Origin of the sequence: Sphaerimonospora sp. CA-214678, assembly GCF_050942215.1 — a bacterium.
Lineage (GTDB): Bacteria > Actinomycetota > Actinomycetes > Streptosporangiales > Streptosporangiaceae > Sphaerimonospora.
The window spans coordinates 3,499,249-3,522,565 of the sequence record NZ_CP192056.1; the positions used below are offsets into that span (position 1 = coordinate 3,499,249).

Sequence of the window (23,317 nt, forward strand, 5' to 3'; positions counted from 1 at the left end):
CTGCCGGCCGCACCGTGACCTGCGAGACGCATCCGCGACCGCCGTCCCGCGGTCAGACCCGGCGGGACGGCGTCGCCTGCGACTCAGTTCGGCGACGGGAGCGGGCCGAACAGCCAGTTGCCGCGGCAGGCCAACCTCCATCTGACCCCCATCGACACCACGGTCTCCCGGCTGCTCTCGCTCACCGTCCGGGACCGGGAGTCCCCGATCCGCCATGTGGTGAACGGGGTCACCGTGCCGGTCCGCGACCTGTTCGACGTGATCAACGCCCGGCTGCCGATCGAACTGGTCCCGGCCACACCCGAGAAGATCGGGGACAGGCCCTTCAACCGGTTCGAGGCCGTGCTCAACATGCGGGCGCAGTACACCTCGACCTATTTCCGGCATCACTACGACTTCGCGTGGCAGGAGGCGACCGCCCCGCCCGCCGTCACCTCCGCCGTCCTCGACCGGCTGGTCTCCTGGTACGTCCGCGAAGGGTTGCCCGAATGACCGATCTCGTCACGCACATACGGAGCAACCTCAGCGACGACCGGGAGCTGGTCTTCGTGCGGGACGACGGCACACCGACCCGGCTCACCTTCACCGAACTGGACCGGCGCGCCCGCGCCACCGCCGTGTGGCTCACCGAGCACGGCCTGACCGACCGGCCGGTGCCGCTGCTCTATCCCGCCGGGCTCGAATTCACCGTCGCCTTCCTCGGCTGCCTCTACGCCCGGGTACCGGCGATCCCCGCGCCCCTGCCGGACGCCGGCGCGCCCCACTCGAACCGCGTCCGGGCGCTGATGCGGGACGCCGGCGCCCGGCTGGTCCTCACCGATGCGGCACACGCGTCCACGCTGTCCGGCATATCGGCTCGCGTCGTCGGCCCCTGCGCCGATCCGGACGGCTGGACCCCGCCGGCTCTGGCCGCCGGCACCGTCGCCTACCTGCAGTACACCTCGGGCTCGACGAGCGAGCCGCGCGGGGTCGAGGTCTCACACGGCAACCTGCTCCACAATTTGGGGCTGTTCCGCGCCCTGACCAGGGGGCGACCGGTGCGCCGGCTGGCCGGCTGGCTGCCCCACTACCACGACATGGGCCTGGTCGGCCTCCAGCTGCAGGCGCTGCACGCGGGCGCCGACCTGGTCTTCATGTCGCCGGCCGCGTTCGTCGCGCGGCCGGTGCGCTGGCTGGAGCTGATCGGCCGGTACGCCGCGGACTGGACCGTGTCCCCGGATTTCGGGTACGCCTGGTGCACACGCAGGATCACCGACGAGCAGCTCACCGGCCTGAACCTCGCCACCTTGACCATGGCGCTCAGCGGAGCCGAGCCGATCCGCGCGGGCACGCTCGCCGATTTCGAGCGGAGATTCGCCCCGGCCGGCTTCCGCCCGACCATGTGGAATCCCGGCTACGGCCTCGCCGAGTGCACCCTGATGGTCACCTGCACGCCGCAGGGACAGGGCGCGACCGTACGCACCTTCGCCGCCGCCGCACTGGAACGGCACGAGGCGGTCCCCGAGCCCGGCGGGGTCCCCCTGGTCGCGTGCGGCCCGGTCTCCGGCCTCGATCTGCAGATCATGGAAACGGACGGCTCCGGCCCGGTTCCCGACGGCGGAATCGGGGAGATCTGGGTGGCGGGCCCGAGTGTCGCCCTCGGCTACCGGGGCCGGCCGGAGGAGACCCTGGCCGCCTTCCACGCGGGCGACGGCCGCTGGCTGCGCACCGGCGATCTGGGATTCCTGCTGGACGGGCAGCTCTACGTGACGGGACGGATCAAGGACGTCGTCATCGTCAACGGCCGCAACCTCTATCCGCAGGATCTGGAGGAGGCGGCTCTGCGGGCCAACCCCACCGCCGGGCGGAGCACCGCCTTCGGCCTGCGCAGGCCGGACGGCGGGGAACACGTCATCCTGATCCAGGAGGTGCGCAGGGGGCATTCGGCCGCCCTCGGCGAGACGGCCGACCGGGTCATGGATCTGGTGACGAAGGAGTTCGGCATCCCCCTGAGCCTGCTGCTGGTGCCCCGTGGCGCGGTACGACAGACCACCAGCGGCAAACTTCGCCGCCGGCATATGAGGGAACTGTTCCTCGGCGGCGGCCTCACCCCACTGCACGCCGAGCTGGAACCCGCGGTGAGCGCTCTGCTGGGGGCCGGCAGTGCGCACCCGCTCCGGCCGGCGGAGGCGCCTTCTCACCCCTGGAGCGGTCATGTCCGACTGTGACCTGCGCCGATGGCTCACCGAGCGGGTGGCCGACCACCTTCGGCTGGCACCCGCCGAGATCGACCCCACGGTCAGGCTCCGCACGTACGGTCTGGACTCGGTCCACGCGCTCAGCCTGTGCGTCGAGATCGAAGAGGCCGTCGGCCTGCTGGTCGAGCCGACCCTGGCCTGGGACCATCCCACGATCGACGCCATGGCGGCCCATCTCACCGGGCTCCTGTCCCGGCGCCGCGCGGGCGGGGAACGGCCCACGACCCCGGCGTGAACCGCCGGTCCTCGTGGGCGGCACCGCGCGAGGACCGGACGCGGGAGAAGAGGTAGGGAGCGTGCCGGCGGCCGACGACCGGCAGTACGGAGCCGCGGCCGGGCGCCCGGACGGGCGCTCCGGCGTGTGACTACGCGACCTTGGTCTCGTTGATGATCGTCCGCTTGACCAGGCGGTCGCCGTCCATCCAGTGCCAGGTCCGGCACTTGTGCTGCCCGTCGCGCGACAGCTGGATCAGCTCGTAGAGGTAGTTGTTCGCATCGTCCTTGTACGACCAGGTGAGCACGATCGTCTGATCGTCCACCTGGCTCATCTCTCCGATGATCCGGTCGGTGTCGAAGTGACAGACGCCCTCGGCGTCGAGCCTGCCGCCGAACTCGAACGCGACCTGCCGTCCGTCCTCCCAGGTGTAGGTGTTGGTCTGCAGGATGTCGAAGCTCCCGTCCTCCGGGACGCGGCAGTAGAGATGCGAAGCGTGGCGATCGACGACGGCGCCGTCGGCGTCGACGTGGACGTACTCCCCCCGCCATTCCCCGAGGTGGTTCTTGATGATCGGCATTCCGGCGATCGCTGCTCGCACGATTCCTCCCTGGTCATACGTGATCCGGCTGTCGCAAGGCCGGGCGAGAGGCCGTTGACAGGCCACTGGCGGGGAGCCTAGCGTGAACCGAGTCGAATTGAAACAGTGTTCCGTTAATAGGAACACAATGCGGATAACAGCAGGCAGCGAGGGAATGGCGTGAGCGACGACAACCGGCAGCCGTTGGTCGAGGGCGTCACCGCCGCGGTGGTGGGCGTCACCGATTTCGGCCCCCACCTGGACTTCTTCCGCGGCGACCTCGGCTTCCAGGTCGCCGCGGAGGGCACCGTCCCGGCCGCGACGGCCGACGCGCTGTGGGGCTCGGGTCCCGCCGACGTCGAGGTGATGGCGCTGGCGGCGGCCGGAGCCGAGACCGGGCGGATCCATCTCGTACGCGTGCCCGAGCCGATCGCGCCCGCAGAGCCGCCGCACAACCTCGACGACGGGCTGATCGGGATCGACATGTACGCCCGCGACATCGAGGCGGCACACGCCGAGCACGGCCGGTCGGGCCGGGACTGGACCACCGCGCCCACGACGTACGGCGTGGCGGTGGGCGAGCGGGAGGTGCAGGTCACCCAGGGCGTGTGCCCAGCTCCCGACGGAACCGTCGTGGTCTTCGTCCAGCCCGCGGCGGTGCGCGGCACCGAGGCGTGGGCCGTCGACCCCGATCGGCCGTTCACCGAGTTGACCTCGGTGGTCTGCCACGTTCCCGACGCCGACGCCGAGGTCGCCTTCTGGGGGCCGGACGGCCTGGGCATGTCGGTCTGGTACGACGTCGTCTTCTCCTCCCCCGGTTTCGACACCGTCGCCGGACTGCCCTCGGGCACCGAGATGCGGCTGGCGTTCCTCGCCGGGGAGAAGACCGCGCGGATCGAGGTCACCTCGGCCGTGGGCGAGCACCGGGTAGACCGCCGGGCGACGCAGCGGCCGGCCCGCTCGCTCGGACACAGCGGCTGGTCGGTCCGCACCCGCGACCTGGCGGCCGCGCTCGAGAGCGTACGCCGGACCGGCGGGCGGGTGCTCGGCGCACCCGTCGAGACCGACGACCCGCTGCACGGCCGGGCCCTCGTGGCCTGCACCGACACCCCCAACGGCATCTCCGTCACACTCTGGCAGTCACGAAACTAGGGCATTAACCGGACAAAGTAACCACAAAGCACAAAATATCTCCCGTGGAGGAAGTGACATGACCGTCCACCGTGGCGGGGCTCCCCTGTCGATCGCGGGCGGCGTACGCGAGTTCGCCCGCGCCACCCCTCGCGCCACCGCGGTGATCGACGGTGATCGGTCGCTCACCTACGCCGCGCTCGACGAACGCTCCAACCGCCTGGCGTGCTCGCTCCTCGCCGGTGGCCTCACCGCCGGGCAGCGCGTCGCGGTGCTGATGGGCAACCGGCTGGAATATCCGGAGGCCGCGGCGGGCATCGCCAAGGCGGGCCTCGTCATGGTGCCGCTCAATCCGCGGCTCACCGCGAGCGAGGCCCGGTTCATCCTCGAGCACTCCGGCGCACGCGCGATCGTCCTCGACGACGCGCTGTCCCCGATCGCCGGGGATGCGATCGAGGATCTCGGACTGATCGCGCTGTCCGTCGACGGGGGTCAGACCGGCCGGTCGTACGAGGAGGCGCTGGCGGCGGCGCGGGCGGTGGATCCGGCCGCGCGCATCGACGAGCTCGACCCGTTCTGCATCGCCTACACCTCCGGCACGACGGGGCGGCCCAAGGGCGTGCTGATCAGCCACCGCAGCCGGTCGCTGACCTTCTACTGCTCCGCCCTCGAGTGGGGGCTCGGCACGGGACGGGTGTCGGTGGCGGTCGCCCCCATGTACCACGGCGCCGGTTTCGCCTTCGGCTACGCCCCCGTCTACACCGGGGGCACGGTCACCATGCTGCGCAAATGGGACCCAGAGGCACTGCTGCACCTGGTCGAGCGCGACCGCGCGCAGTCCGCCTTCCTCGTGCCGACGCACGCGCAGATGCTCCGCGCGCTGGACCCCGGGGTCCTCGGCGCCAGGGATCTGACGAGCCTCGACACGCTCTACTTCAACGCCGCGGCACTGCCCTGGCCGCTCAAGCAGTGGGTCATGGAGACGTTCCCCGCCTGCGGGGTGCACGAGCTGTACGGCTCCACCGAGGCGGGCATCGTGACCAACCTGCGCCCGGCCGACCAGCATCGCAAACCCGGCTCGGTCGGCCACGCCTGGTACATGACCGAGCTGCGGGTCGTCGGCGCCACGGGAGAGCCGGTCCTGCCGGGCGAGCCCGGCGAGCTGTTCAGCCGCTCCCCCTTCCTCATGAACGGCTACCACGACGATCCGGCGGCCACCGACGAGTGCACGACCGACGACGGCTTTCTCACCTGCGGCGACATCGTCGTGCTGGACGACGAGGGGTACGTCCACGTCGTCGACAGGAAGAAGGACATGATCATCTCTGGCGGGGTGAACGTCTATCCCCGCGAGATCGAGGACGTGCTGCACGGCCACGAGGCGGTGGCCGAGGCCGCGGTGGTGGGCGTCGCCTCCGACACGTGGGGCGAGGAGGTCACGGCGTACGTCGTCCTGCGCGCCGGCGTGCCCGCCGACGACGGCGTCATCGACCGGCTGGAGGCGCACTGCCGTACCAACCTGGCCGGCTACAAGGTGCCGAAACGCTGGCAGACGGTCGCCGCCCTCCCCCGCAACGCCGCAGGAAAGGTGGTCAAGCGCGACCTGAGGCTTCGCGGCGACGACACCTGACCTCGATCATGTCCGACCGGTCATATCCTGACGCGCGTGGCCCTGGCGGCGCCTCGCCGCGTCGCCGCGGTCGGCCGGAGGCTCCGCTCCGGCCTCCTCCTCCGCCTTGCGGTGCGTCCGCCCGGCTCCCCGCTCGCGACGGACGGCTCCCATTCGGGCACTCCCGTGACCCGGACACTCCCTTGACCTTGAAACCTCAGACAATTACGCTCGGATTTACTAGAAACAGCGTTCCATATTGCGGAACATGGATCATTGAATCTGCGGAAGGACACCACAGTGCGCCCTCATGTCGAACTGATCCAGGAAGACGACTACGTCTGGCACGGTGCCGAGCTCATCAACGGTGACGGCCGGGCCAGCGAGCGGCGCCTGTCGGTCGACGAGGAGGACGGCTCCTCCTCTCTCCGGATCGACTTCCACACCGACTGGGGCCGCGGCCCCGGCATCCACCACGCCAACTCCGAGTACTACGTGCTCGAAGGCTCGATGACGTACGGCGGACGCACGATCGGCGAGGGCGGGTACGTCTACGCGCCCAAGGGCGTGCCGACCGACGCGATCACGTTCGCGGAGGGGACCCGGATCCTGCACTACCGCGAGTACGGCGACGCCGGCTTCGACCCCGTCGACTCCCTGGCCCACCCCCGCTGGGCGGACGCCAGGGAAGACGTCATCGTCATCGACAGCGCGGCGATGCAGTGGGACGCGGTGCCCAACGCCGGTCCCATGCCCGGCCTGTTCATCAAGTATCTGCACGTCGACCCGGTCACCGGCTTCTACACCCGACTGGTGCACGCCCAGGAGGGCTGGGCCGATCACCGCCTGGCCCACCACCCCTGCTACGAGGAGGCGTACACGGTCCAGGGCCACATGGAGTACAACTTCGGCACCCTGGACATCGGCACGTACTTCTTCCGGCCGGCGCGGATCAAGCACGGCCACTTCACCACGATGGAGGGCGGCGCCACCTGGCTGCTGCGCTCCGACGGCGAGCTGCAGAACTGGTACACCCAGAACGAGTGGCTGCGCTGGGGCGGCGAGGCGGTCAACTACGGGCCGGACGGCGGCCGCATGCGCTGGTCGAAGTCCTCGCACGATCACGGCTCCGGCCCCACCTGGCGCAGCGAGAAGGACATCGCCGACCTCACGGCGGCCTGGCGGTACCAGCACGACATCGGCGAGCCCGACGCGGAGTACGTGCAGCACGGGCAGGGCGCCGACCGGAGCCTGATCGCGATCGCCAAGGCCCTGGACGCGGCCCGGCTGCAGGGCGGCCACGGCGACGGGCACGACCACAGCCACGACCACGACCACGACCACGACGTGCCGGCCTTCGACTGGGGCGCCGACCCCGCCTCGCTCGAGCACGCCGACGAGCGCACCGACGAGGGCGCGCACAACTGGGCGCAGGGCCGTGCCTGGAAGCCGGGCGACCCCATCCCCGCCCCCGTCCTGTCGACCCTTCCCGTGCGCAGCCGGTCCCGCGGTCGCTGGGACGGCGACGGCATGTAGCGGTCACACCCGGCCGACCGGCACGACCGACCACGCATCGACGGAAGACATGTGGCCGGGCCCGACGGGCCCGGCCACGATCTCATCTACGGAGTGTCCCCGCATGACCCTCATCTCGACCGTTGAACCCACGCACGGGTTCAACGCGCACAGCCTGGCGATCCTTCTCCATCTCATCCTGTTCGTCTACTGGCTCGGCAGCGACATCGGCGTCTACTACTCCAGCCGGTTCATCCTCCGCTCCGATCTCGCGCCGGCGGCACGCTCGGTGGCCGCCAAGATCATGCACTTCGTCGACATGGCGCCCCGGATCTGCCTCGTGCTGTTCCTGCCCAGTGGCGTGACGCTGATGGCGCTGAGCCCGTTCGGCGAGGGCTACTTCCCCGGCTGGCTGGTGGCGCTCGCCTGGGTCGGCGCACTGTGCTGGCTGGCCCTGGTCATCTACGACTACACGCGCGGCGCCACCCCGCTCGGCCGGGTGGTGCAGCGGCTTGACCTGCTGGTCAGGTACGGCATGGTCGCCGCCCTGGTCGGCATCGGCCTCTACATGATCTTTGTGACGGAGCCCTTCGGCGTGCAGACGAACCCGGGGTGGCTGGGCGGAAAGCTGGCGGCCTACGGCCTGTGCATCCTCGGCGGCGTGCTGATCCGCTGGCGGCTGCGTCCGTTCGGCCCGGCCTTCGGCCGGCTCATGACCGAGGGCTCCAGCCGCGAGGTCGAGCAGGCGATCACCCGGTCGATCCGGAGCTGCCTGCCGTACGTCTACCTGATCTGGGTGATGGTGCTGGTGGCGGCGTTCCTCGGCGTCGTCAAGCCCGGCACCACCGCCTTCGGCTGATCGCCCCACCCCGGCGAGAATGTGAGCCCCCGTCCGCCGGCGGGGGCTCACCCGCGCCCGTGCCGCCGGATCCGGGCCCGGCTGTCGAGCGGCTCCCCGGCGCGGGGACGCCGGGCGAGCCGAGCATGGCGGCGGCCGCCTGCGGAGCCCGCGCCGAACCGACCTCGAACACGCCTCACGTACGCACCTGGGGGTGATCGAGCAGGCCGGTCGGCTGCTCCATCAGGCGCTCATAGGCGGCGAGGAACAGCTTCGCCGTCAGGGATATCAGGTGTTCTGCGGCCTGTTCCGCGCCGTCCGCGTCACACGCGGCGATCAGATCGGTGAGCCGCTGGTGCCGGGCCACCGTATGCGTGGAGAACCGCCGGTAACCCTGAAAGTCCGGCACCCGCAGGCAGGCGTGGACGGTGCCCGCGAGATGGCCGAGCATGGTGTTGCCGGAGCTGAGGTAGAGCTCCCGATGGAACGAGGTGTCGGCCTCGATCATCCCCTGCCCGCTCCCCGTCGTGATCGCCCTTTCGATCTGCTCGGTGGCGTCCTTGAGCCGCTCCAGCTGCGCCTCCGTCCGGCGTTCCGCCATGAGACGCGCGGCGAGCGGTTCCACCCGCTGCCGGAGCTGTAGCGACTCCTGCATCTGAGCGAAGCGGTGCGGTCCCGCCGCCCGCCAGCGGATGAGCTGTTCATCCAGGACCGCCCACTGCTCGAGGTTCGTGACCCTCGTGCCGGTTCGCTGACGGGCCCGCACCATTCCCTTGGCGGCGAGCGTGCGAAGGCACTCGCGCACCAGCAACCGGGAGACCTGGAAACGCCGCGCGATGTGGTCGAGGTCCAGGACGCCGGTCAGATGGCCGCTCGCGATCCTGCTGCCGATCCACTCCACGACGAGTCCGTGCATCGAGCCGACCTCGCTCCGGTCGGGGGGAAGAGGCCCTCGCCTGTCAGGCTCTACCATCGGCCGGAACCGCGGTGAATTGTCTGACATATTGGCGAACCCTTCCTGTAGCCGCTGCGAAGGCGCAGGATCGACGCCAACTCTATGATAGAAACGGCGTTTCTGTAAGTGGAATAAGCGGTGGACTCGGGCCGGGAGGGAAGCATCGCGCCAGGTCGTGGACTTCCGGAGCAACCCCTCGGTCACGGCCGCGCACTCCTCGATGGCGGCCGACGTGGAGCCGGACCGGTCCGGCCGGCGGGCGTTCCGGCGCAGGATGGCCGGAGAGCGCCTTCTCATCCGCCGGCGGTTCGAACTCCACGCATCCCCCACACCGACCACCATCCGGAGCTCGTCGACGACAGGCGGAAAGGCATGACCATGACGATCAACGACATTCTGCGAGAGAAGATCGCCGGCGTTTGGGAGGGCACCTACACGGTGCTCGACCCGGGCGGGAAGCGCCTCGAGCGGTTCGTCAGCAGGCAGGAGGGCCGTATGGAGGGCACCCAGTGGACCGAGCGGGTCGTCTACCTGCGCGAGGGCCAGGAGCCTTACGAGCACTTCTACCACGCGACGGTCGACGGCGACCGGGTCGACTTCCACAACGGCGACATGTGGGGTGAGACCAGCCGGGTCGGCGAGGAGGCAGTGATTTTCTCCTTCGGCTGGAACGAGCGCCCCAACGAGCGGATCATCGAGGTGAGCCGCGCCGACGGCGACTACCGGACGCGGGTCTGGCAGCACTTCGTCGACGGCGAGCTCGCCAAGCTCACGGTCATCGAGGAGCGTCGCGTGGCCGACGCCGAGCCTCTCCGCTGGGACCCGGCCGAGCGCGGCCTGTGACCGGAGCGGCGTTCTGATGACAGGTGGCGGATCCGGTCTCGGGTCCGCCACCGCCGTTACCGAGCCGCCCCGATGCCCCGTCCTCCCCAGACAGCCGCCCACGGGTCGTTCGGCCTGGCCGAGATCTCTCGACGCCGACGCGCCCGGCCGTCCCCTTCACAGCGGAAAAGTACGTCCCGATCACGTACTGCCGGGCGCGAGATGTGCCGCGTCCTTCGTCGCCCCGGCCATTCGTATGACTAATGTCCAGCCCCTTGCCCAATGCCGGGGGAACCGGCGACGATAGGCCGCAACGCAAGCGAAACGCCGTTCCACAATGGCGTTCTCATACGAAGAGAGCACGGCGTCCGGTTTCCGGGTCTTCACAACCGGCGTTGATATGAGCCGTCCGATTAAGGCAGGCGACATGGAATTCGGCGTGAACGCCCTTCCGCAGACAAGTGCGTGGGGCGACTACCGCGAACTGTGTCTGCGGACCGAAGCCCTCGGATACTCCAGTTTCTGGACCTACGACCACCTCGTGTCCCGGACGTCAGGCGGACTCGGACCCACGCTCGAATGCCTGACCAGCATCGCGGCACTGGCACCCCTCACGACGAGGATCACCCTGGGCAGCCTGGTGCTGGCGAACGAGTTCCGGCACCCGAGCCTGGTCGCCAAGGCGGCCTCCACCCTTTCCCTGATCACCGGGGGACGCTTCGCGCTCGGGATGAGCGCCGGGTCGAATTCGATGGAACACACGATGTTCGGCGTCCCCTACCCGGCCGCCGGGGAGCGGGTCAGCCGGTTCGCCGCCTCCGCATCGATCATCCGCTCGCTGCTCCACGGCGAGACCGTGTCGCTCCGCGACGGAATTTTCGAGCTGGACAACGCCCGTCTCATTCCCGAGGTCTCTCCGCCGAAGATGGCGATCGGTGCCCGCGGACCCCGCATGCTGCGCCTGGTGAGCGAACTCGCCGACATCCATGTCTCCGCCGCCACCCCCGGCGAGCTTCGCGTTCTCAACCGCGACCTCGACGCGCTCTGTGACCGCACCGGCCGTCCGCCGGAATCCGTCGAGCGTGCGGTGATCGTGTACGAAGCGTGCGGCTCGACGGAGAAGGCGGCCGCGGCCAAGCGCTCCGCTCTCGAAACGCTCTTCGGGCGCCCCTTCGCCGATCTGAAGAATCGCGTCCTGCAAGGGAGCAGGGACCGGCTCGAGGAACGCCTCGGCGAGTACCGCGAGGCGGGCGCCGACCATGTGTTCGTCTCGACGCTCCCACCGTACGACCACGAGTTCCTCGAGTATTTCATCACCGACGTGGCCGGCGGCGTGGCGGCCACGCCGCGATCGATAAAGGAAGGAAGTTGCGATGGCTCTTGATCCGAGTGACACCCGTGACTACTTCAAGGCCTTTCTCAAAACCCGCGCGTCTTTGGACGCGACGGATGTGACCGTGTGCTTCACCGGCAACATCTACAGCTACGGCAGACCGGAAGGATCGCGGCACCTCTTCTCGTTCGACGGCGTGAACCTCGCCCGGGTCGAGAAGACGGCGAACGGTTATCGCATGCTCTCCAGGGAGGCGGGTGTCTACCGGGACCCGGAGTCGGGCGAGATCCTGCGGAGGTGGCGTAACCCCTTCACCGGGGCCGAGCTCGAGGTGATCCACCTCTGGAACGATCCCGTCAACAACACCTACGACTTCGACAAACCCCCGGTGCGTTTCGGCGCGAAAGTCTACGAGACCAGGGACAACGTGGCCTTCGCTTTCGACGCGCTCATCGACTACCCGTCGCCGCTGCCCGTCGCCGAGTACCCGAAGAACTCGTCTGACGACGTATATCGCGCCGCAGAACTGCTTCAGTTCATCACTCCCCGGGCCGAGCTCGAAGACGATTCCAGTCATTCCAGCTCGTGCGTCGTCTCATGGACGCGACTGTCGCAGTGGCTGCCCTGGATGGAGATGGGGTCGGAGGGCGGCGGCCTGCTCTACCACTGTCACGGGGTGAAGCTGCCGGAGGGCGCCGCCGGGCTCCCCGCGGACTTCCGGGAGTTCCTGGAGGCCCACGGTCCTCAATACTTCCAGGCACCCGAGAGCTGGGTCGAGCCGAACGAGACCAGTTGGACGTACTTCAAGAAACTTCAGCACGGTTAGCCCACCAGATGCGGAACGCCGTTACGCGAGGGAGAACACTCCACCCCGAACCGGGACGAGGACGTGCTCCCCATGCATAGATTCGTATTCCAGCGCGTCTCGGGAATCCTCATCGTCCTGGTGCTCGTCCTGAGCCTGACCTTCCTGATGCTCCAGGCCATTCCAGGGGGCCCCGAACTCGCCTACCTCGGGGTGAATCCGACGCCGGAAAAGCGCGCCGCCGTACTGAGCCAGCTCGGCCTCGACAAACCGCTCTGGTCACAGTACCTGCACTTCGTCGGCAACGCGCTCACACTCGACCTCGGGGTCTCCCTGACCACGCAACGGCCCGTCTCCGAGATCCTGGGACAGCACGTGCCGGTCACACTGGAGCTCGGTCTCACGTCCCTCGTGGTCTGGACGGTCATAGGGTTGATCTCCGGTTTCGTCGCCGCGGCCCGCAGGGGCGGACTGATCGACGGCGCGGTCCGGGTCGTGACGGTGACGGGTCTGTCGATCCCCAGCTTCTGGCTCGGCACGGTGTGCGTCGTGGTGTTCGGCCTGTACGTGCGCGGTGTCCTGCCGAGCTCCGGCTGGGTGTCGTTCGGCGAGGACCCGGTCGGCAACCTCAAATCCCTGGTCCTGCCGGCGTTCACGCTCGGCATGGGGTCCGCGGCGATCATCGCGCGAACCCTCCGCGCCTCGCTGGTGGAGCAGCTCGACTCCGACCACGTCATGTTCGGCCGCGCCATGGGACTGACAGAACGCCGCCTGCTCGGCAGGGTCGCCCTGCGCAACTCCGTCATTCCCACGGTGACCGTGGTCGGACTGATGCTCGGGCTGTTCATCAGCGGCACGGTCCTCATCGAGAACGTCTTCAACGTGCCGGGGCTCGGGCAGCTGATCGTCAAATCGTTCGCGTCCCAGGACTACCCGGTCGCGATCGCCTGCACCCTCTTCACGGCCCTCGTGTTCCTGGTGTCCAATCTCGTGGTCGACCTCCTCTACTACGCCATCAACCCCCGCCTCCGGGCGCAGTACTCGTCGATGGGGAGGGGATCGCGTTGAGCGTCGCGCGGCCGCGCCGGGCGAGAGCCTGGTGGAGACCCAGGGCACCCGTGATCGAGGGGCCCCTGGCCTGGATCGGGGCGGGTCTGGTGCTCCTCTTCCTGGCCCTCGCGCTCCTGGGGCCCCTGATCACCGGAGACGCGGCGGCGCGCACCGGTCTGCCGCTGGAGCCTCCGTCGGGCGCCCATCCCCTCGGCACCGATCACCTGGGCCGGGATCTGTTCGCCCGGGTGGCGTCCGGCGCCGCGCTCTCGACCTCGGTGGGCCTGTCCAGCGTCGGGATCGGGCTGCTGCTCGCCGTACCCGCCGGCATCTTCGCGGGCCTGCGCGGGGCGAGCTGGACCGACGAAGCGGTGATGCGCGTGATGGACCTCCTGCAGGCGCTGCCGTTCTTCATCTTCGCGCTCTTCGTCATGGGGCTGCTCGGCACCGGGGAGTCGGACATCGGACCGCTGACGCTGTCACCCGCGACCAAGGTCGTCCTCCTGTTGGCGATCTCGTTCCTGCCGTACTTCGCCCGGGTCGCCCGATCAGCGACGCTGGTCGAGGCGCAGCAGGAGTACGTCGACGCTCTGCGGGTCGTGGGCGTGCCTCGTTGGCGGATCGTCTTCGTCGAACTGCTGCCGAACGTGCTTCCCCCGGTCCTCGTCCAGGGCTTCCTCTGGATCGGCATCGCGATATTCGCCGAGGCCGCTCTCTCCTTCCTCGGGATGGGGATCCAGCCACCGGCCGCGAGCCTCGGCTCGATCATCGGCGAGGGCACGAGCTACATGCTCTACGGCGCCTGGTGGTACCCGGTGATCCCGGGAGTTGTGCTCCTCGTCGCGACCCTGGGCCTGAACCTCGTCGGCGACTCGATCTCACACGCCCTGGGACGACGCTGACCGTCGGCACCCAATACACGAATGGGAGTTCACAATGGCGGAAATCCACCAGGCCGTCCTGGGCCGGAGACGATTCCTGGCCTCACTCGGCATCATCACGGGCGGCGTCGCGCTCGTTCCCGTCCTGGCCGGTTGCGGCGACGACTCCACTCCTGCCCAGCAGCCCACGCAGCAGCCCACGCAGCAGCCCACGCAGCGGAAGGGCGGCACCGTGATCTTCGGGGTGACGTCGATCTCACCCTACGTGAACCCGCTCACATCCACGAACTCACGCATCCAGTGGGTCACCGACCCGATCGTGGAATCCCTGTACACCTACGACGACGCGCTCAACTCGGTCCCACTCCTGGCCGACGGTGAGCCCGAGGTCTCGTCCGACGGGCTGACCTGGACCATCAAGCTGAAGAGCGGCGTGAAGTTCTCCAACGGAGACGACCTCACCGCCGACCATGTCGTCGCCGTTCTGAAATTCGTCTCGGATCCCAAGTCCTTCAGCGACTGGACCAGTTACTTCGCCTCCTATGTCAAGGAGGTCAAGGCCGTGGACTCGTCGACGGTGCGGATCTCGCTGAGCAAGCCGTACGGCGTCATGCGCTCGCATCTCACCAACCTGCCGATCGTGCACAAGGACTTCGTGACGAAGACCGACAGCACGGTGGGGACCGGACCATTCAAGATCGATAAGCTTGTGCAGGAGCAGAGCGTCGACCTGGTCGCGAACGAGTCCTACAACGGCACCCGGTCCTGGCTCGACGGGGTCCGGTTCACGGCCATCCCCGAGCCGGCGACCAGGCTCGTCAACCTCCGTGAAGGCAAGATCCACGTGATGACCGACGTGCCTCCGGAGAGCCTCGCCGCCCTGCAGGGTGACGCCGGTATAAAGGTGCACTCCGTGGCGGCGCCTCTGGACATCATGACGTACTTCGTCGCGAACAAGCCGCCGTTCGACGACCCGCGGCTGCGTAAGGCGATCGCCCATGCGATGGACCGCAAGGGCGTCCGAGACGTGGTCTACGCGGGCACGGCGCAGATCGCACAGGGGCCGATCAACCCCTCCCAGGAGGGGCACAACCCCGGATCCGCGAACTACAGCGAGGAACCCGACGTCGAAGCGGCGAAGGCGTTGATGGCGGAGGCGGGCGTCGACACCATCGAGTTCAGCCTGATGATCTCGAACACCTCCAACACGATGAAGAACGTCGGGCAGGTGCTCGTCGAGGGCTGGAAGAAGGCGGGCATCAACGCCACCCTAGAGACGCTGGACACCGGCGCGTGGGTGACGAACTGGGGATCAGGCAAGTACCAGCTGGCGATGACCCTGTACGAGAGCGGGTTCGGCGGTGGGCGCACCTGCTTCACGGCCATCACCACCAAACACTCCGGCCACCCGCTGAACTTCGGCTATGCCAACCCGCAGGTCGACCGGTTGATGGACGAGGCGTGGCAGACTCCGGACGAGGCGGAGCGGACGGCGAAGTGCAAGGAGATCGACGCCCTGCTCGCCGATGACGCGATCGGGATCCCGCCCGTGTACCCCAAGTTCATCGTGGCACAGCGCACGGATGTGACCTCGCTCGACGAGGGGCTGATGTCCATCGGGCGGCTCAAGGCGGCGCCCCTGCGAATGCAGGCATGAGGTTCTCCGCGGTGTCCGAGCTACTCAGAGTCGAAGGGCTGAACGTCGTCTACCGGACGCGCGGCGGGTCGCTTCCCGCCGTGCGCGACGTCTCGCTGACGCTGCGGAGAGGCGAGATCCTGGGATTGGTGGGCGAGTCGGGCTCGGGCAAGAGCACGGTCCTCACGGCCTTGATGCGCATGCTGCCGCGGAGCACCCGGGTGGCGGCGGAACGCGTCGACTTCGCCGGCACGGACCTGTTCTCCCTTGGGGACGACTCGATGCGGCGGCTGCGCGGCCGCCGCATCGGCCTCATCCCGCAACGCCCGATGACCTCGCTGTCTCCGGTGACCACGGTGCGCAAGCAACTCGCGCTGCTCAGCGGCGGTGTGATCGACGACGCGTGCGCACATCGGCTTCTTGGGGAAGTCGGGCTCGGAGGCCTGTCCGACCGGCTCGGCGACTACCCGTTCCAGTTCTCCGGCGGGCAGCTGCAGCGCATGCTCATGGCCATCGCCGTCCTCGCCCACGAGCCGGACCTCGTGCTGGCCGATGAGCCGACCACCACCCTGGACGTGACGGTTCAGGCGCAGATCCTGCGCCTCCTGCTCGACCTGAGGAACCGGCTCGGCAACTCAGTGATCTTCGTCAGTCACGACCTCGCAGCCCTGTCACAGGTATGCGACCGTGTCGGGGTCATGTACGGCGGGCACCTGGTCGAGATGGCCGAGACCCGCGACCTGTTCACGAAGCCCCAGCACCCCTATACGCGTGCGCTCCTGGACGCTCTGCCGGCGCGGCGGGCACGCGGAGAACGGCTACGTGCGATTCCCGGCACCGTCAGCGGCTCGCACCACCTGTCCGGGTGCCCCTTCGCGCCCAGATGCGATGCCGCCACGCACCTTTGCGCCGTCGACACCCCACCGCCTCGCCGGGTGGGCAGCTCGACGGTGCGCTGCCACCACGCGGGGGCCGCCTCGTGACCGCGGAGCTGCCTCGGGACCCCATGGTCCACGTCGCCGGTCTCGTCAAGCGTTTCCCGGTCGGGGCCGCACGGCGATCGAATCAGGTCGTCCACGCGGTGGACGGAATAGACGTCGACGTCCCCGCCGGCCGGACTCTGGCGATCGTCGGAGAGTCGGGATGCGGAAAGTCCACGGTCGCCAAGGCGATGGTGGGTCTGATCACACCGACCGCCGGAGAGATCCTCATCGGTGGCAAGAGGGTCCCGCCGGTGACCTCGAAGGCACGGCACGAGCGCCGGAGGGTGCAGCTGGTGTCGCAGAGCCCGTGGTCGGCGCTGAACCGGCGCAAGACCGTGCGGCACATCGTCTCGCAGCCGCTGGTCGTACACCGGCTGCTCGCCTCCCGCCAGGCGCGGGAGACGAGGGTTCGCGAACTGGTGGAGCGCGTGGGGCTCGCGCCCGAGTACCTGGACCGGCGGGCCCATGAACTCAGCGGCGGAGAACTGCAGCGCGTGACGATCGCACGTGCGCTGGCGGTCGGTCCCGATGTCCTGGTCCTCGACGAGCCTACGGCCAGTCTCGACGTCAGCGTCAAGGCGATTCTCGTCAACCTGCTGACGGACCTGCAACGCGACCTCGGACTCACCTATGTGCTGATCACCCATGAACTCGACATCGCACTTCACTTGGCGGATCGCGTCGCGGTCATGTACCTCGGCAGGCTCGTCGAGGTCGGCCCGGTCGCGGACGTCTTCGAGCGTCCCGGCCATCCCTACACCCGCGCGCTGCTGGCGGCCGTACCGTCCGTGAACGACCTGGGCATGCCTCCGGTCGTCTCGCTGAAAGGCGAGGTCCCATCGGCCGTCGACGTGCCGGCAGGGTGCGGATTCCACACCCGTTGTCCCTTCGCCGAGCAGGTCTGCCGTGAAGCGACTCCGACGCCGGTGGCGCACGGCGACACGGTCGTGGCCTGCCTGCGCCTCGCCGACCTGCCGGGTCCGCCGGCCGGCACCCCTCCCACTCGCACGAACCGAACGGAGAGCTCAGCATGAACGACATCGACATCACCGGCGACGGCGGATACTCCACCGTCGAACTGGCGAAAGACGAGTGGACGCTCGGCGTCGTACAGTCGCGTGTGCACCCGGCGGCGAACGACGCCGAGCAGAAGGCGAACCTCACGCACATGCTGCACCTGATCGACAACGCCTTCCACTATGGCCACGGCCCGGACTTCCTCATGTTCCACGAGTTCCCGATCAGCGGTTGGGACTCCTGGACGAGGGCCGAGGCCGAACGGCGGGCGATCGAGGTCCCCGGCCCGGAGACCCAGCAGATCTCCGCCAAGGCGCGCCAGTACGGCTGCTACATCTCGTTCGGCGCATATGTGCGGGACCCCGATTGGCCCGGCCATCTGCTCAGCATCACGACGCTCATCGACCCCGACGGCGAGATCATCGCCAAGCACTGGAAGGCACGCAACGTCAAGGGGGTCTTCCCCGGTTTCGAGCTCTTTACGACGACGGTCTACGACGTCCTCGACGAGTACATTGAGCGTTACGGCGCGGACGCGGTGCTCCCCGTGGCCCGCACGCCGCTGGGTAACATCTCGATGTCGTCGACCCAGCTGGAACCCGAGCTGTACAGGGCGCTGGCGATGAAGGGCGCCGAGATAGTGCTGCGCACCGTGACCGGCAGCTTCTATGAGGTGGACGTCCGTTCCACGGCCCTGCACAACGGCATTTACTGCGCGGTCGCCAACAACTCGCTCCTATTGCCCGAGGGACCGTTCTTCCAAGACACCGGAGCGGGCGGCTCGGCGATCTACAGCCCTGACGGCGAGCCGCTCGCCGGTCCGGCGGACAAGTTCGAGGCGTTGCTCACGGCCCGGATCCCCATCCGGCGGTACCGTGCCCGGCATCGTCAGCCCGACATCCACCTGGATCTCATACGCCCCGTCTTCAGCAGGTACGTCAGCCGTTACGAGCCGAACCTCTTCTCCCGTTATCAGCCTGACGATCTCGCCGACGCGGCCGCTTACCTGGCCGACAAGTCCCGCTGGGCGACGCCGTCACCGAAGTGAGGCGACGCACACCCGGGACGGATCGAGGGCGGCCCGGGGGTGGGACGGCCCTTGGCCGAAGGAGGAAGATCCATGACCAAGGACCGCCCGATGTCCGGCGCGGCTGAAGCCGCGCGCTCTGATCAAGCGGTCCTCTGGCGGAGCCGGCCCGGATAGGCCGCCTGGACCCGGGGGTCCTCCCGGAGTTCGGCGCCGGTGCCCTCCGCGGAGACCCGTCCGCGCTCCAGGACATAGCCCCGGTCGGCCAGCTACGCCGGCTTCGACCTCGCCGCCACACCGCCTTCGGCTGATCACCGACGACAGCATGAACCACGATGAGACCCCCCGCCGAACGGCGGGGGGTCTCATCGTCGCCGTGGGTTCAGCCCCGGTCGAGGCCGGTCCTCCCCTCGGGCCACCAGTCACCGGCGCCGTAGGGGTCCTCGAGCGGCTGGGAACCGTGCTCGTGCACGATCCGCCAGCGCCCGTTCTCCATCCGGAACAGCCAGGTCATCCGCAGCCGCAGCGGAGTCACCGTGTCACCGCCGCGGACCCGGTAATCGATCACTCCCATCACCTGGGCGAGTTCGGCGGTGTCGAAACTGAACGGGCCCTCGACCCACTCCCACGCCTCGATGCCCACTCCGGCCCTGAAATAGGCGGCCCAGCCCTCCCGCAGCCGCTCGCCGCCCCGCGTGGTCCACCGCGGTCCCTCAACGTACATGTACGCGTCCGGCCGGTCGGAGAAGATGCCGACGACCTTCTCCAGATCCCTGGCGACCACGGCGTTCAACATGCTCTCGGCGGCCTGTACGGCGGTGTTCACCTCTCCGTCCTCCTCTCTCGTGTCTTCTCGTGTCGCTCGAAGGCGCCGGGCTGATTCATCTTGCTCCTCGGGTTCACCGGCTACGCGGGATCGCGACGCCGTGGGATCGTCAAAGCCGGACGCAGGCGACCCGGTGGGCCGGGGCGCGGTCGACCAGCGGAATCGGCCCGGCGGTGCACTCCGCGGCCGCACGGTGGCAGCGTTCGAAGAACGGGCAGTGCGAACGGCCGGCGGGCCGCTCGGCCCGCACCGGCAGCACCGGCAGCTCCGCGCGCGGGTCGAGCGGCAGGCGGGCGCTGAGCAACGCCTGCGTGTACGGGTGCCGCGGTGAGCCGAGGACCTCGTCGGTGGGTCCGCTCTCGACCACCTCGCCGCGGTACATCACCAGCACCCGATCCGACAGATGGCTGATCGTCTCGACGTCATGGGAGATCAGGCAGTAGGTCAGCCCCTCCTCCCGCTGGATCGAGCCGAGCAGGTCGAGGATGTCGCCGCGGATCGACCGGTCCAGGGCCGAGGTCGGCTCGTCCAGCAGCACCAGGCGCGGCCGGGTGACGATCGCCCGGGCGATCCCGACGCGCTGCTGCTCTCCGCCGCTGAGCCGCCCGGGATATCGTTCCTGCAGGTCCGGCCCGAGGCCGACCCGGCTGAGCGCCTCCCGCGCCGCGCTCGTCCGCTCACCGGCCGCGGCGCGGCCGGGACGCTGCACTTCGAGCGGTTCCAGCACCGACTCCAGCGCGGTGCGCCGGGGGTCGAGCGAGGCGAACGGCTCCTGGAAGACGATCCCGATGGAGGTGCGCAGCGTACGCCGCTCCCGGCCGGACATGGTCGAGAGGTCCCGCCCGTCGAAGACGACGGTTCCCTCGTCCGGGGGCAGGAGACCGACCGCGATCCGGGCCACGGTCGACTTGCCCGATCCGCTCTCACCGATGACGCCGAGCACCTCGCCCTCGGGGATGGCGAAGGACACACCGTTCACCGCCCGCACCACACCTGTGCCGCTCCTGAACCGCTTGTGCACGTCCACGACATCGAGCAGGCTCACCGTCCCTCCCTTCCCGCGGGCGGCGCCGGCTCCGGCGCCCCCGGCCGGCGCAGCAAGGCCCGGGTGTAGGGGTCTCGCGGATCGGCGAAGACCTGCCGCACGGGCCCGGACTCGACGACTCGGCCCCGGTGCAGCACGGTGACCTCGTCGCAGTAATGGGCGACGACGCCCAGGTCGTGAGTGATCAGCAGGATGCCGAGTCCCCGGTCGGCCCGCAGGCCCGCCAGCAGATCGAGCACCCGGCGCTGAACGGTCAGATCGAGCGCACTGGTGGGTTCGTCGGCCAGCAGCAGGGCCGGACTGAGCGCGGTGGCGATCGCGATCACCACGCGTTGCGCCATGCCGCCGCTGAGCTGGAACGGATACTGCCTCAGCACCGCCTCCGGATCGGGCATGCCGACCTCGGCCAGGCACTCGGCGGCCCTGGCCAGGTGCTGAGCGCGCGATCCCGGCACCCGATGCTGGCGGAAGAACGTACGGAACTGGGCGCCGACCGTCATCAGCGGATGCAGCGACCCGGCCCCGTCCTGGCCGATGTATCCGATCCGGGACCCGCGCAACCGCCGCAGCTCCTTCGCCGAACACCGCAGCAGGTCCCCGGCGTCGGCGAAGTCGATCCGCCCGGACACCCTGGCGTTGTGCGCCGACAGCCCCAGCACCGCCTTGATCAGGCTCGATTTGCCGGAGCCCGAGCCGCCCACGAGGCCGTGAACGCGGCCCCTGCCGACCGCCAGGTGGGCGCCGGACAGGGCATCGGCGGACTTACCACGGGCCAGCTCGTAGCGAACCGACAGGTCGTGGATGGAAAGGATCGGATCATTCGTCATGACAGCTCACCGAACCTGCCCGTGCTGCGGATCGCGTTCGCGATCAGGTTGAAGCAGACGACGTTGACGAAAACCGCCAGGCCCGGGAACAGCGTCGGCCACCAGATTCCGGAGGTCAGGGCGCCGACGCTGTCCGCGATCATGCCACCCCACGTCGGCGTGGGCGGCGCCACACCGACGCCCAGGAAGCTGAGGGAGGAGATGGCGAGGAACGCCGAGGCCGCGATCAGCGCGGCCTGGGCCAGGATGATCTCGGTGACGTTCGGCAGCACATGCCTGATCAGGATGCGGGGGGTGGAGACTCCGTATGCCCTGGCCGCCTCGACGTAGCGGGCGGTGCTCACCGCGAGCACCTCGCTGCGTACGACCCGGATGAACGACGGCGCCGCGTAGAGCACGATGGCCACCACGATCATGTAGGCCTTGCTGCCGCTGAGCGCCACCAGGGCCAGGATCAGGATCAGGAGCGGCAGCGCCTGGAACGCGTCGATCAATCGCATCATGCGCTCGCCGAGCCTGGCGGAGTAGCCGAACCAGGCGCCGATCGGGGCGCCGATGACGAGGGCCAGCAGCGTCGCCGCCAGGGTCAGCGGCAGGTCGGTCCGCCCGGCCCACAGGGTCCGGGAGAACAGGTCGGCGCCGACCCGGTCGGTGCCGAACCAGTTCTGCGCGCTGGGGGGCTCGAGCACCCTGGCCGCGTCGGTGGCGAAGGGCTCCAGGGTCCATCCGAACAGGTAGGGGTAGAGCACCAGTGTGGCGATCACGGCGACCGATCCCCACAGCTGGATCCGGGCCCGGCGTCTCGCCCGCGCCAGAGAGGAGCGCCCGGTGCGTCGATGGGTGACGGAGGTCATCCGGGGTTCCCCCTGCCGATCGGGATCCGCGGGTCGAGCAGGCCGGACAGCACGTCCATCGCCAGGTAGACGACGACGGTCGCGCCTCCGGCGAACAGCACGATCGCCTGGATCACCGGCAGATCGACCTTCTGCATCGAGTCGACGGTCCACTGGCCGAAACCGCCCCAGGAGAACACCTTCTCGATGATCGCGGCCCCGCCGATCAGTCCGGCCAGCAGCATGGCCGTGTAGGTCAGCAGGGGCACCCGGGCGATCAGCAGGGCGCTGCGGACGACCCGCCACTCCGACCATCCGCAGGCGCGGGCGAAGCGGACGCATTCCATGGCCAGCGCGTTGCCGAGCAGGGCTCGGGAGATCCGGGCGATCAGCGCGCTGTAGGTGAGGCCGAGCGTGAGCACGGGGAGGATCAGGTGCCGTACGGCGTCCGCGAAGACAGACCACTGTCCGGCGAGCAGCGCGTCGGCCGGTATCGATCCGGTGACCTTGGGCGGCACGTCGGTTCCGATGCTCAACTGGCCCTCGGGACCGGGTAGGACGCCCAGGCCGGTCGCGAACACCACGATCAGGACGAGTGCCAGCAGGAAGTCGGGGACCGCCTGGAGCACGGTGACGATGCCGCCGGAGGCGGAGGCGGGCCTGCGTCCGGCGTAGTAACCGCCGATGACGCCGATGCCGACGACGGCGGCGAGCGCCAGGGCCGGAAGGATCAAGGTGAGGGTGGCGGGCAGCCGTTCCGCGATCTCACCGCTCACCGGCTGCCCTGTCGCGTAGGAGCTGCCGAGGTCCCCACCGAGCAGGGAGCCGAGGTAGTCGGTGAACCGCTCGATCAGCGGACGGTCGAGACCGAGCCGTGCCCTGATCCCGGCCACCACCTCGTCGGTGGCCATGGGACCCGCGATCGTCTTGGCCGGGTCCACCGGTAGCACGGAGGTGACCAGGAACGAGATGCTCAGCACCGCCAGGATCGTGAACGGCAACGCCGCGACGCGGACCAAGACGAAGCGGAGCAGAGGATGGGATTTCATGCGATCGGCCTTCTCGGGCGGAGTTCGATCGAGGGACGTCGATCACCCGGCGGCGGGTCGGCGGCCGACTCACGGTCGGCCGCCGACCCGCTCCCCGGAGACCG

23 protein-coding genes are annotated in these 23,317 nt (G+C 69.1%); 16 read left to right on the forward strand and 7 right to left on the reverse strand.

Going from position 1 to position 23,317, the window contains the following annotated elements; translation table 11 throughout:
• Positions 1–117: 117 nt before the first annotated feature.
• From ACQP1K_RS15730 to ACQP1K_RS15740, 3 genes are read left to right on the forward strand one after another with little or no spacing between them, the layout of a single operon-like run.
• On the forward strand, positions 118–492 hold the full coding sequence (locus ACQP1K_RS15730) for a hypothetical protein (protein ID WP_433496447.1): 375 nt from the start codon (positions 118–120) through the stop codon (positions 490–492).
• Entirely contained in the window at positions 489–2,207 is a 1,719-nt protein-coding gene (locus ACQP1K_RS15735) for a fatty acyl-AMP ligase (protein ID WP_433496448.1), read from the forward strand. The genes ACQP1K_RS15730 and ACQP1K_RS15735 overlap by 4 nt, the downstream gene beginning before the upstream one ends.
• A complete protein-coding gene (locus ACQP1K_RS15740; protein WP_433496449.1) occupies positions 2,194–2,472 on the forward strand; it encodes an acyl carrier protein in 279 nt (92 codons plus the stop codon). The genes ACQP1K_RS15735 and ACQP1K_RS15740 overlap by 14 nt, the downstream gene beginning before the upstream one ends.
• Positions 2,473–2,602: 130 nt before the next feature.
• On the opposite strand, the gene ACQP1K_RS15745 is transcribed toward ACQP1K_RS15740, so the two are convergent.
• Entirely contained in the window at positions 2,603–3,052 is a 450-nt protein-coding gene (locus ACQP1K_RS15745) for a hypothetical protein (protein WP_433496450.1), read from the reverse strand.
• A gap of 159 nt (positions 3,053–3,211) precedes the next feature.
• Here ACQP1K_RS15745 and ACQP1K_RS15750 point away from each other — a divergent pair, with 159 nt between their 5' ends.
• The 4 genes from ACQP1K_RS15750 to ACQP1K_RS15765 all read left to right on the forward strand — a co-directional run bounded on the left by ACQP1K_RS15750 (position 3,212) and on the right by ACQP1K_RS15765 (position 8,145).
• Entirely contained in the window at positions 3,212–4,183 is a 972-nt protein-coding gene (locus ACQP1K_RS15750; protein WP_433496451.1) for a hypothetical protein, read from the forward strand.
• Between the two features lie 58 nt (positions 4,184–4,241).
• Positions 4,242–5,792, forward strand: a complete 1,551-nt coding sequence (locus ACQP1K_RS15755) for a class I adenylate-forming enzyme family protein (RefSeq protein WP_433496452.1) — start codon at positions 4,242–4,244, stop codon at positions 5,790–5,792.
• Between the two features lie 279 nt (positions 5,793–6,071).
• Positions 6,072–7,307 (forward strand): DUF4437 domain-containing protein, encoded by a 1,236-nt coding sequence (locus ACQP1K_RS15760; protein WP_433496453.1) that lies wholly within the window; start codon positions 6,072–6,074, stop codon positions 7,305–7,307.
• A gap of 103 nt (positions 7,308–7,410) precedes the next feature.
• Positions 7,411–8,145 carry a hypothetical protein gene (locus ACQP1K_RS15765; protein ID WP_433496454.1) on the forward strand — a complete coding sequence of 245 codons (735 nt, stop codon included), beginning with the start codon at positions 7,411–7,413 and terminating at the stop codon, positions 8,143–8,145.
• A gap of 175 nt (positions 8,146–8,320) precedes the next feature.
• Here ACQP1K_RS15765 and ACQP1K_RS15770 read toward each other — a convergent pair whose 3' ends face one another.
• Positions 8,321–9,040: a FadR/GntR family transcriptional regulator gene (locus tag ACQP1K_RS15770; protein ID WP_433496455.1), complete on the reverse strand. Its 720-nt coding sequence runs from the start codon at positions 9,038–9,040 to the stop codon at positions 8,321–8,323.
• Between the two features lie 411 nt (positions 9,041–9,451).
• On the opposite strand from ACQP1K_RS15770, the gene ACQP1K_RS15775 reads away from it, so the two are divergent.
• The 9 genes from ACQP1K_RS15775 to ACQP1K_RS15815 all read left to right on the forward strand — a co-directional run bounded on the left by ACQP1K_RS15775 (position 9,452) and on the right by ACQP1K_RS15815 (position 18,654).
• A complete protein-coding gene (locus tag ACQP1K_RS15775) occupies positions 9,452–9,922 on the forward strand; it encodes a hypothetical protein (protein ID WP_433496456.1) in 471 nt (156 codons plus the stop codon).
• Positions 9,923–10,340: 418 nt separating this feature from the next.
• Positions 10,341–11,285, forward strand: coding sequence for an LLM class flavin-dependent oxidoreductase (locus tag ACQP1K_RS15780; protein WP_433496457.1), 945 nt, complete (start codon positions 10,341–10,343; stop codon positions 11,283–11,285).
• Positions 11,275–12,060 carry a DUF1838 family protein gene (locus tag ACQP1K_RS15785; RefSeq protein WP_433496458.1) on the forward strand — a complete coding sequence of 262 codons (786 nt, stop codon included), beginning with the start codon at positions 11,275–11,277 and terminating at the stop codon, positions 12,058–12,060. Before ACQP1K_RS15780 ends, ACQP1K_RS15785 begins: the two co-directional genes overlap by 11 nt.
• Positions 12,061–12,132: 72 nt before the next feature.
• Positions 12,133–13,107, forward strand: a complete 975-nt coding sequence (locus ACQP1K_RS15790; protein ID WP_433496459.1) for an ABC transporter permease — start codon at positions 12,133–12,135, stop codon at positions 13,105–13,107.
• A gap of 50 nt (positions 13,108–13,157) precedes the next feature.
• Complete coding sequence (locus tag ACQP1K_RS15795; RefSeq protein ID WP_433496460.1) at positions 13,158–13,991, forward strand: ABC transporter permease; 834 nt, start codon at positions 13,158–13,160, stop codon at positions 13,989–13,991.
• Positions 13,992–14,025: 34 nt separating this feature from the next.
• Positions 14,026–15,627: an ABC transporter substrate-binding protein gene (locus ACQP1K_RS15800; RefSeq protein ID WP_433496461.1), complete on the forward strand. Its 1,602-nt coding sequence runs from the start codon at positions 14,026–14,028 to the stop codon at positions 15,625–15,627.
• An 11-nt stretch (positions 15,628–15,638) separates the two neighbouring features.
• Positions 15,639–16,589, forward strand: coding sequence for an ABC transporter ATP-binding protein (locus ACQP1K_RS15805; RefSeq protein WP_433496462.1), 951 nt, complete (start codon positions 15,639–15,641; stop codon positions 16,587–16,589).
• Positions 16,586–17,623: an oligopeptide/dipeptide ABC transporter ATP-binding protein gene (locus ACQP1K_RS15810; RefSeq protein ID WP_433496463.1), complete on the forward strand. Its 1,038-nt coding sequence runs from the start codon at positions 16,586–16,588 to the stop codon at positions 17,621–17,623. Before ACQP1K_RS15805 ends, ACQP1K_RS15810 begins: the two co-directional genes overlap by 4 nt.
• A complete protein-coding gene (locus ACQP1K_RS15815; RefSeq protein WP_433496464.1) occupies positions 17,620–18,654 on the forward strand; it encodes a nitrilase-related carbon-nitrogen hydrolase in 1,035 nt (344 codons plus the stop codon). The genes ACQP1K_RS15810 and ACQP1K_RS15815 overlap by 4 nt, the downstream gene beginning before the upstream one ends.
• Before the next feature lie 361 nt (positions 18,655–19,015).
• On the opposite strand, the gene ACQP1K_RS15820 is transcribed toward ACQP1K_RS15815, so the two are convergent.
• The 5 genes from ACQP1K_RS15820 to ACQP1K_RS15840 all read right to left on the reverse strand — a co-directional run bounded on the left by ACQP1K_RS15820 (position 19,016) and on the right by ACQP1K_RS15840 (position 23,213).
• Positions 19,016–19,459 carry a YybH family protein gene (locus ACQP1K_RS15820; RefSeq protein ID WP_433496465.1) on the reverse strand — a complete coding sequence of 148 codons (444 nt, stop codon included), beginning with the start codon at positions 19,457–19,459 and terminating at the stop codon, positions 19,016–19,018.
• Positions 19,460–19,568: 109 nt separating this feature from the next.
• Positions 19,569–20,504, reverse strand: a complete 936-nt coding sequence (locus ACQP1K_RS15825; RefSeq protein WP_433496466.1) for an ABC transporter ATP-binding protein — start codon at positions 20,502–20,504, stop codon at positions 19,569–19,571.
• Complete coding sequence (locus ACQP1K_RS15830; RefSeq protein ID WP_433496467.1) at positions 20,501–21,331, reverse strand: ABC transporter ATP-binding protein; 831 nt, start codon at positions 21,329–21,331, stop codon at positions 20,501–20,503. The genes ACQP1K_RS15825 and ACQP1K_RS15830 overlap by 4 nt, the downstream gene beginning before the upstream one ends.
• Entirely contained in the window at positions 21,328–22,185 is an 858-nt protein-coding gene (locus ACQP1K_RS15835) for an ABC transporter permease (RefSeq protein WP_433496468.1), read from the reverse strand. The genes ACQP1K_RS15830 and ACQP1K_RS15835 overlap by 4 nt, the downstream gene beginning before the upstream one ends.
• Entirely contained in the window at positions 22,182–23,213 is a 1,032-nt protein-coding gene (locus ACQP1K_RS15840) for an ABC transporter permease (protein WP_433496469.1), read from the reverse strand. Before ACQP1K_RS15840 ends, ACQP1K_RS15835 begins: the two co-directional genes overlap by 4 nt.
• Between the last annotated feature and the right edge of the window lie 104 nt (positions 23,214–23,317).

Bases quoted from the DNA above. Each gene is read 5' to 3' on its own strand.
- ACQP1K_RS15735 (WP_433496448.1), top strand. From the start codon at position 489: ATGACCGATCTCGTCACGCACATACGGAGCAACCTCAGCGACGACCGG.
- ACQP1K_RS15740 (WP_433496449.1), top strand. From the start codon at position 2,194: ATGTCCGACTGTGACCTGCGCCGATGGCTCACCGAGCGGGTGGCCGAC.
- ACQP1K_RS15755 (WP_433496452.1), top strand. From the start codon at position 4,242: ATGACCGTCCACCGTGGCGGGGCTCCCCTGTCGATCGCGGGCGGCGTA.
- ACQP1K_RS15765 (WP_433496454.1), top strand. From the start codon at position 7,411: ATGACCCTCATCTCGACCGTTGAACCCACGCACGGGTTCAACGCGCAC.
- ACQP1K_RS15770 (WP_433496455.1), bottom strand. From the start codon at position 9,040: ATGCACGGACTCGTCGTGGAGTGGATCGGCAGCAGGATCGCGAGCGGC.
- ACQP1K_RS15775 (WP_433496456.1), top strand. From the start codon at position 9,452: ATGACCATGACGATCAACGACATTCTGCGAGAGAAGATCGCCGGCGTT.
- ACQP1K_RS15785 (WP_433496458.1), top strand. From the start codon at position 11,275: ATGGCTCTTGATCCGAGTGACACCCGTGACTACTTCAAGGCCTTTCTC.
- ACQP1K_RS15790 (WP_433496459.1), top strand. From the start codon at position 12,133: ATGCATAGATTCGTATTCCAGCGCGTCTCGGGAATCCTCATCGTCCTG.
- ACQP1K_RS15800 (WP_433496461.1), top strand. From the start codon at position 14,026: ATGGCGGAAATCCACCAGGCCGTCCTGGGCCGGAGACGATTCCTGGCC.
- ACQP1K_RS15815 (WP_433496464.1), top strand. From the start codon at position 17,620: ATGAACGACATCGACATCACCGGCGACGGCGGATACTCCACCGTCGAA.
- ACQP1K_RS15830 (WP_433496467.1), bottom strand. From the start codon at position 21,331: ATGACGAATGATCCGATCCTTTCCATCCACGACCTGTCGGTTCGCTAC.
- ACQP1K_RS15835 (WP_433496468.1), bottom strand. From the start codon at position 22,185: ATGACCTCCGTCACCCATCGACGCACCGGGCGCTCCTCTCTGGCGCGG.
- ACQP1K_RS15840 (WP_433496469.1), bottom strand. From the start codon at position 23,213: ATGAAATCCCATCCTCTGCTCCGCTTCGTCTTGGTCCGCGTCGCGGCG.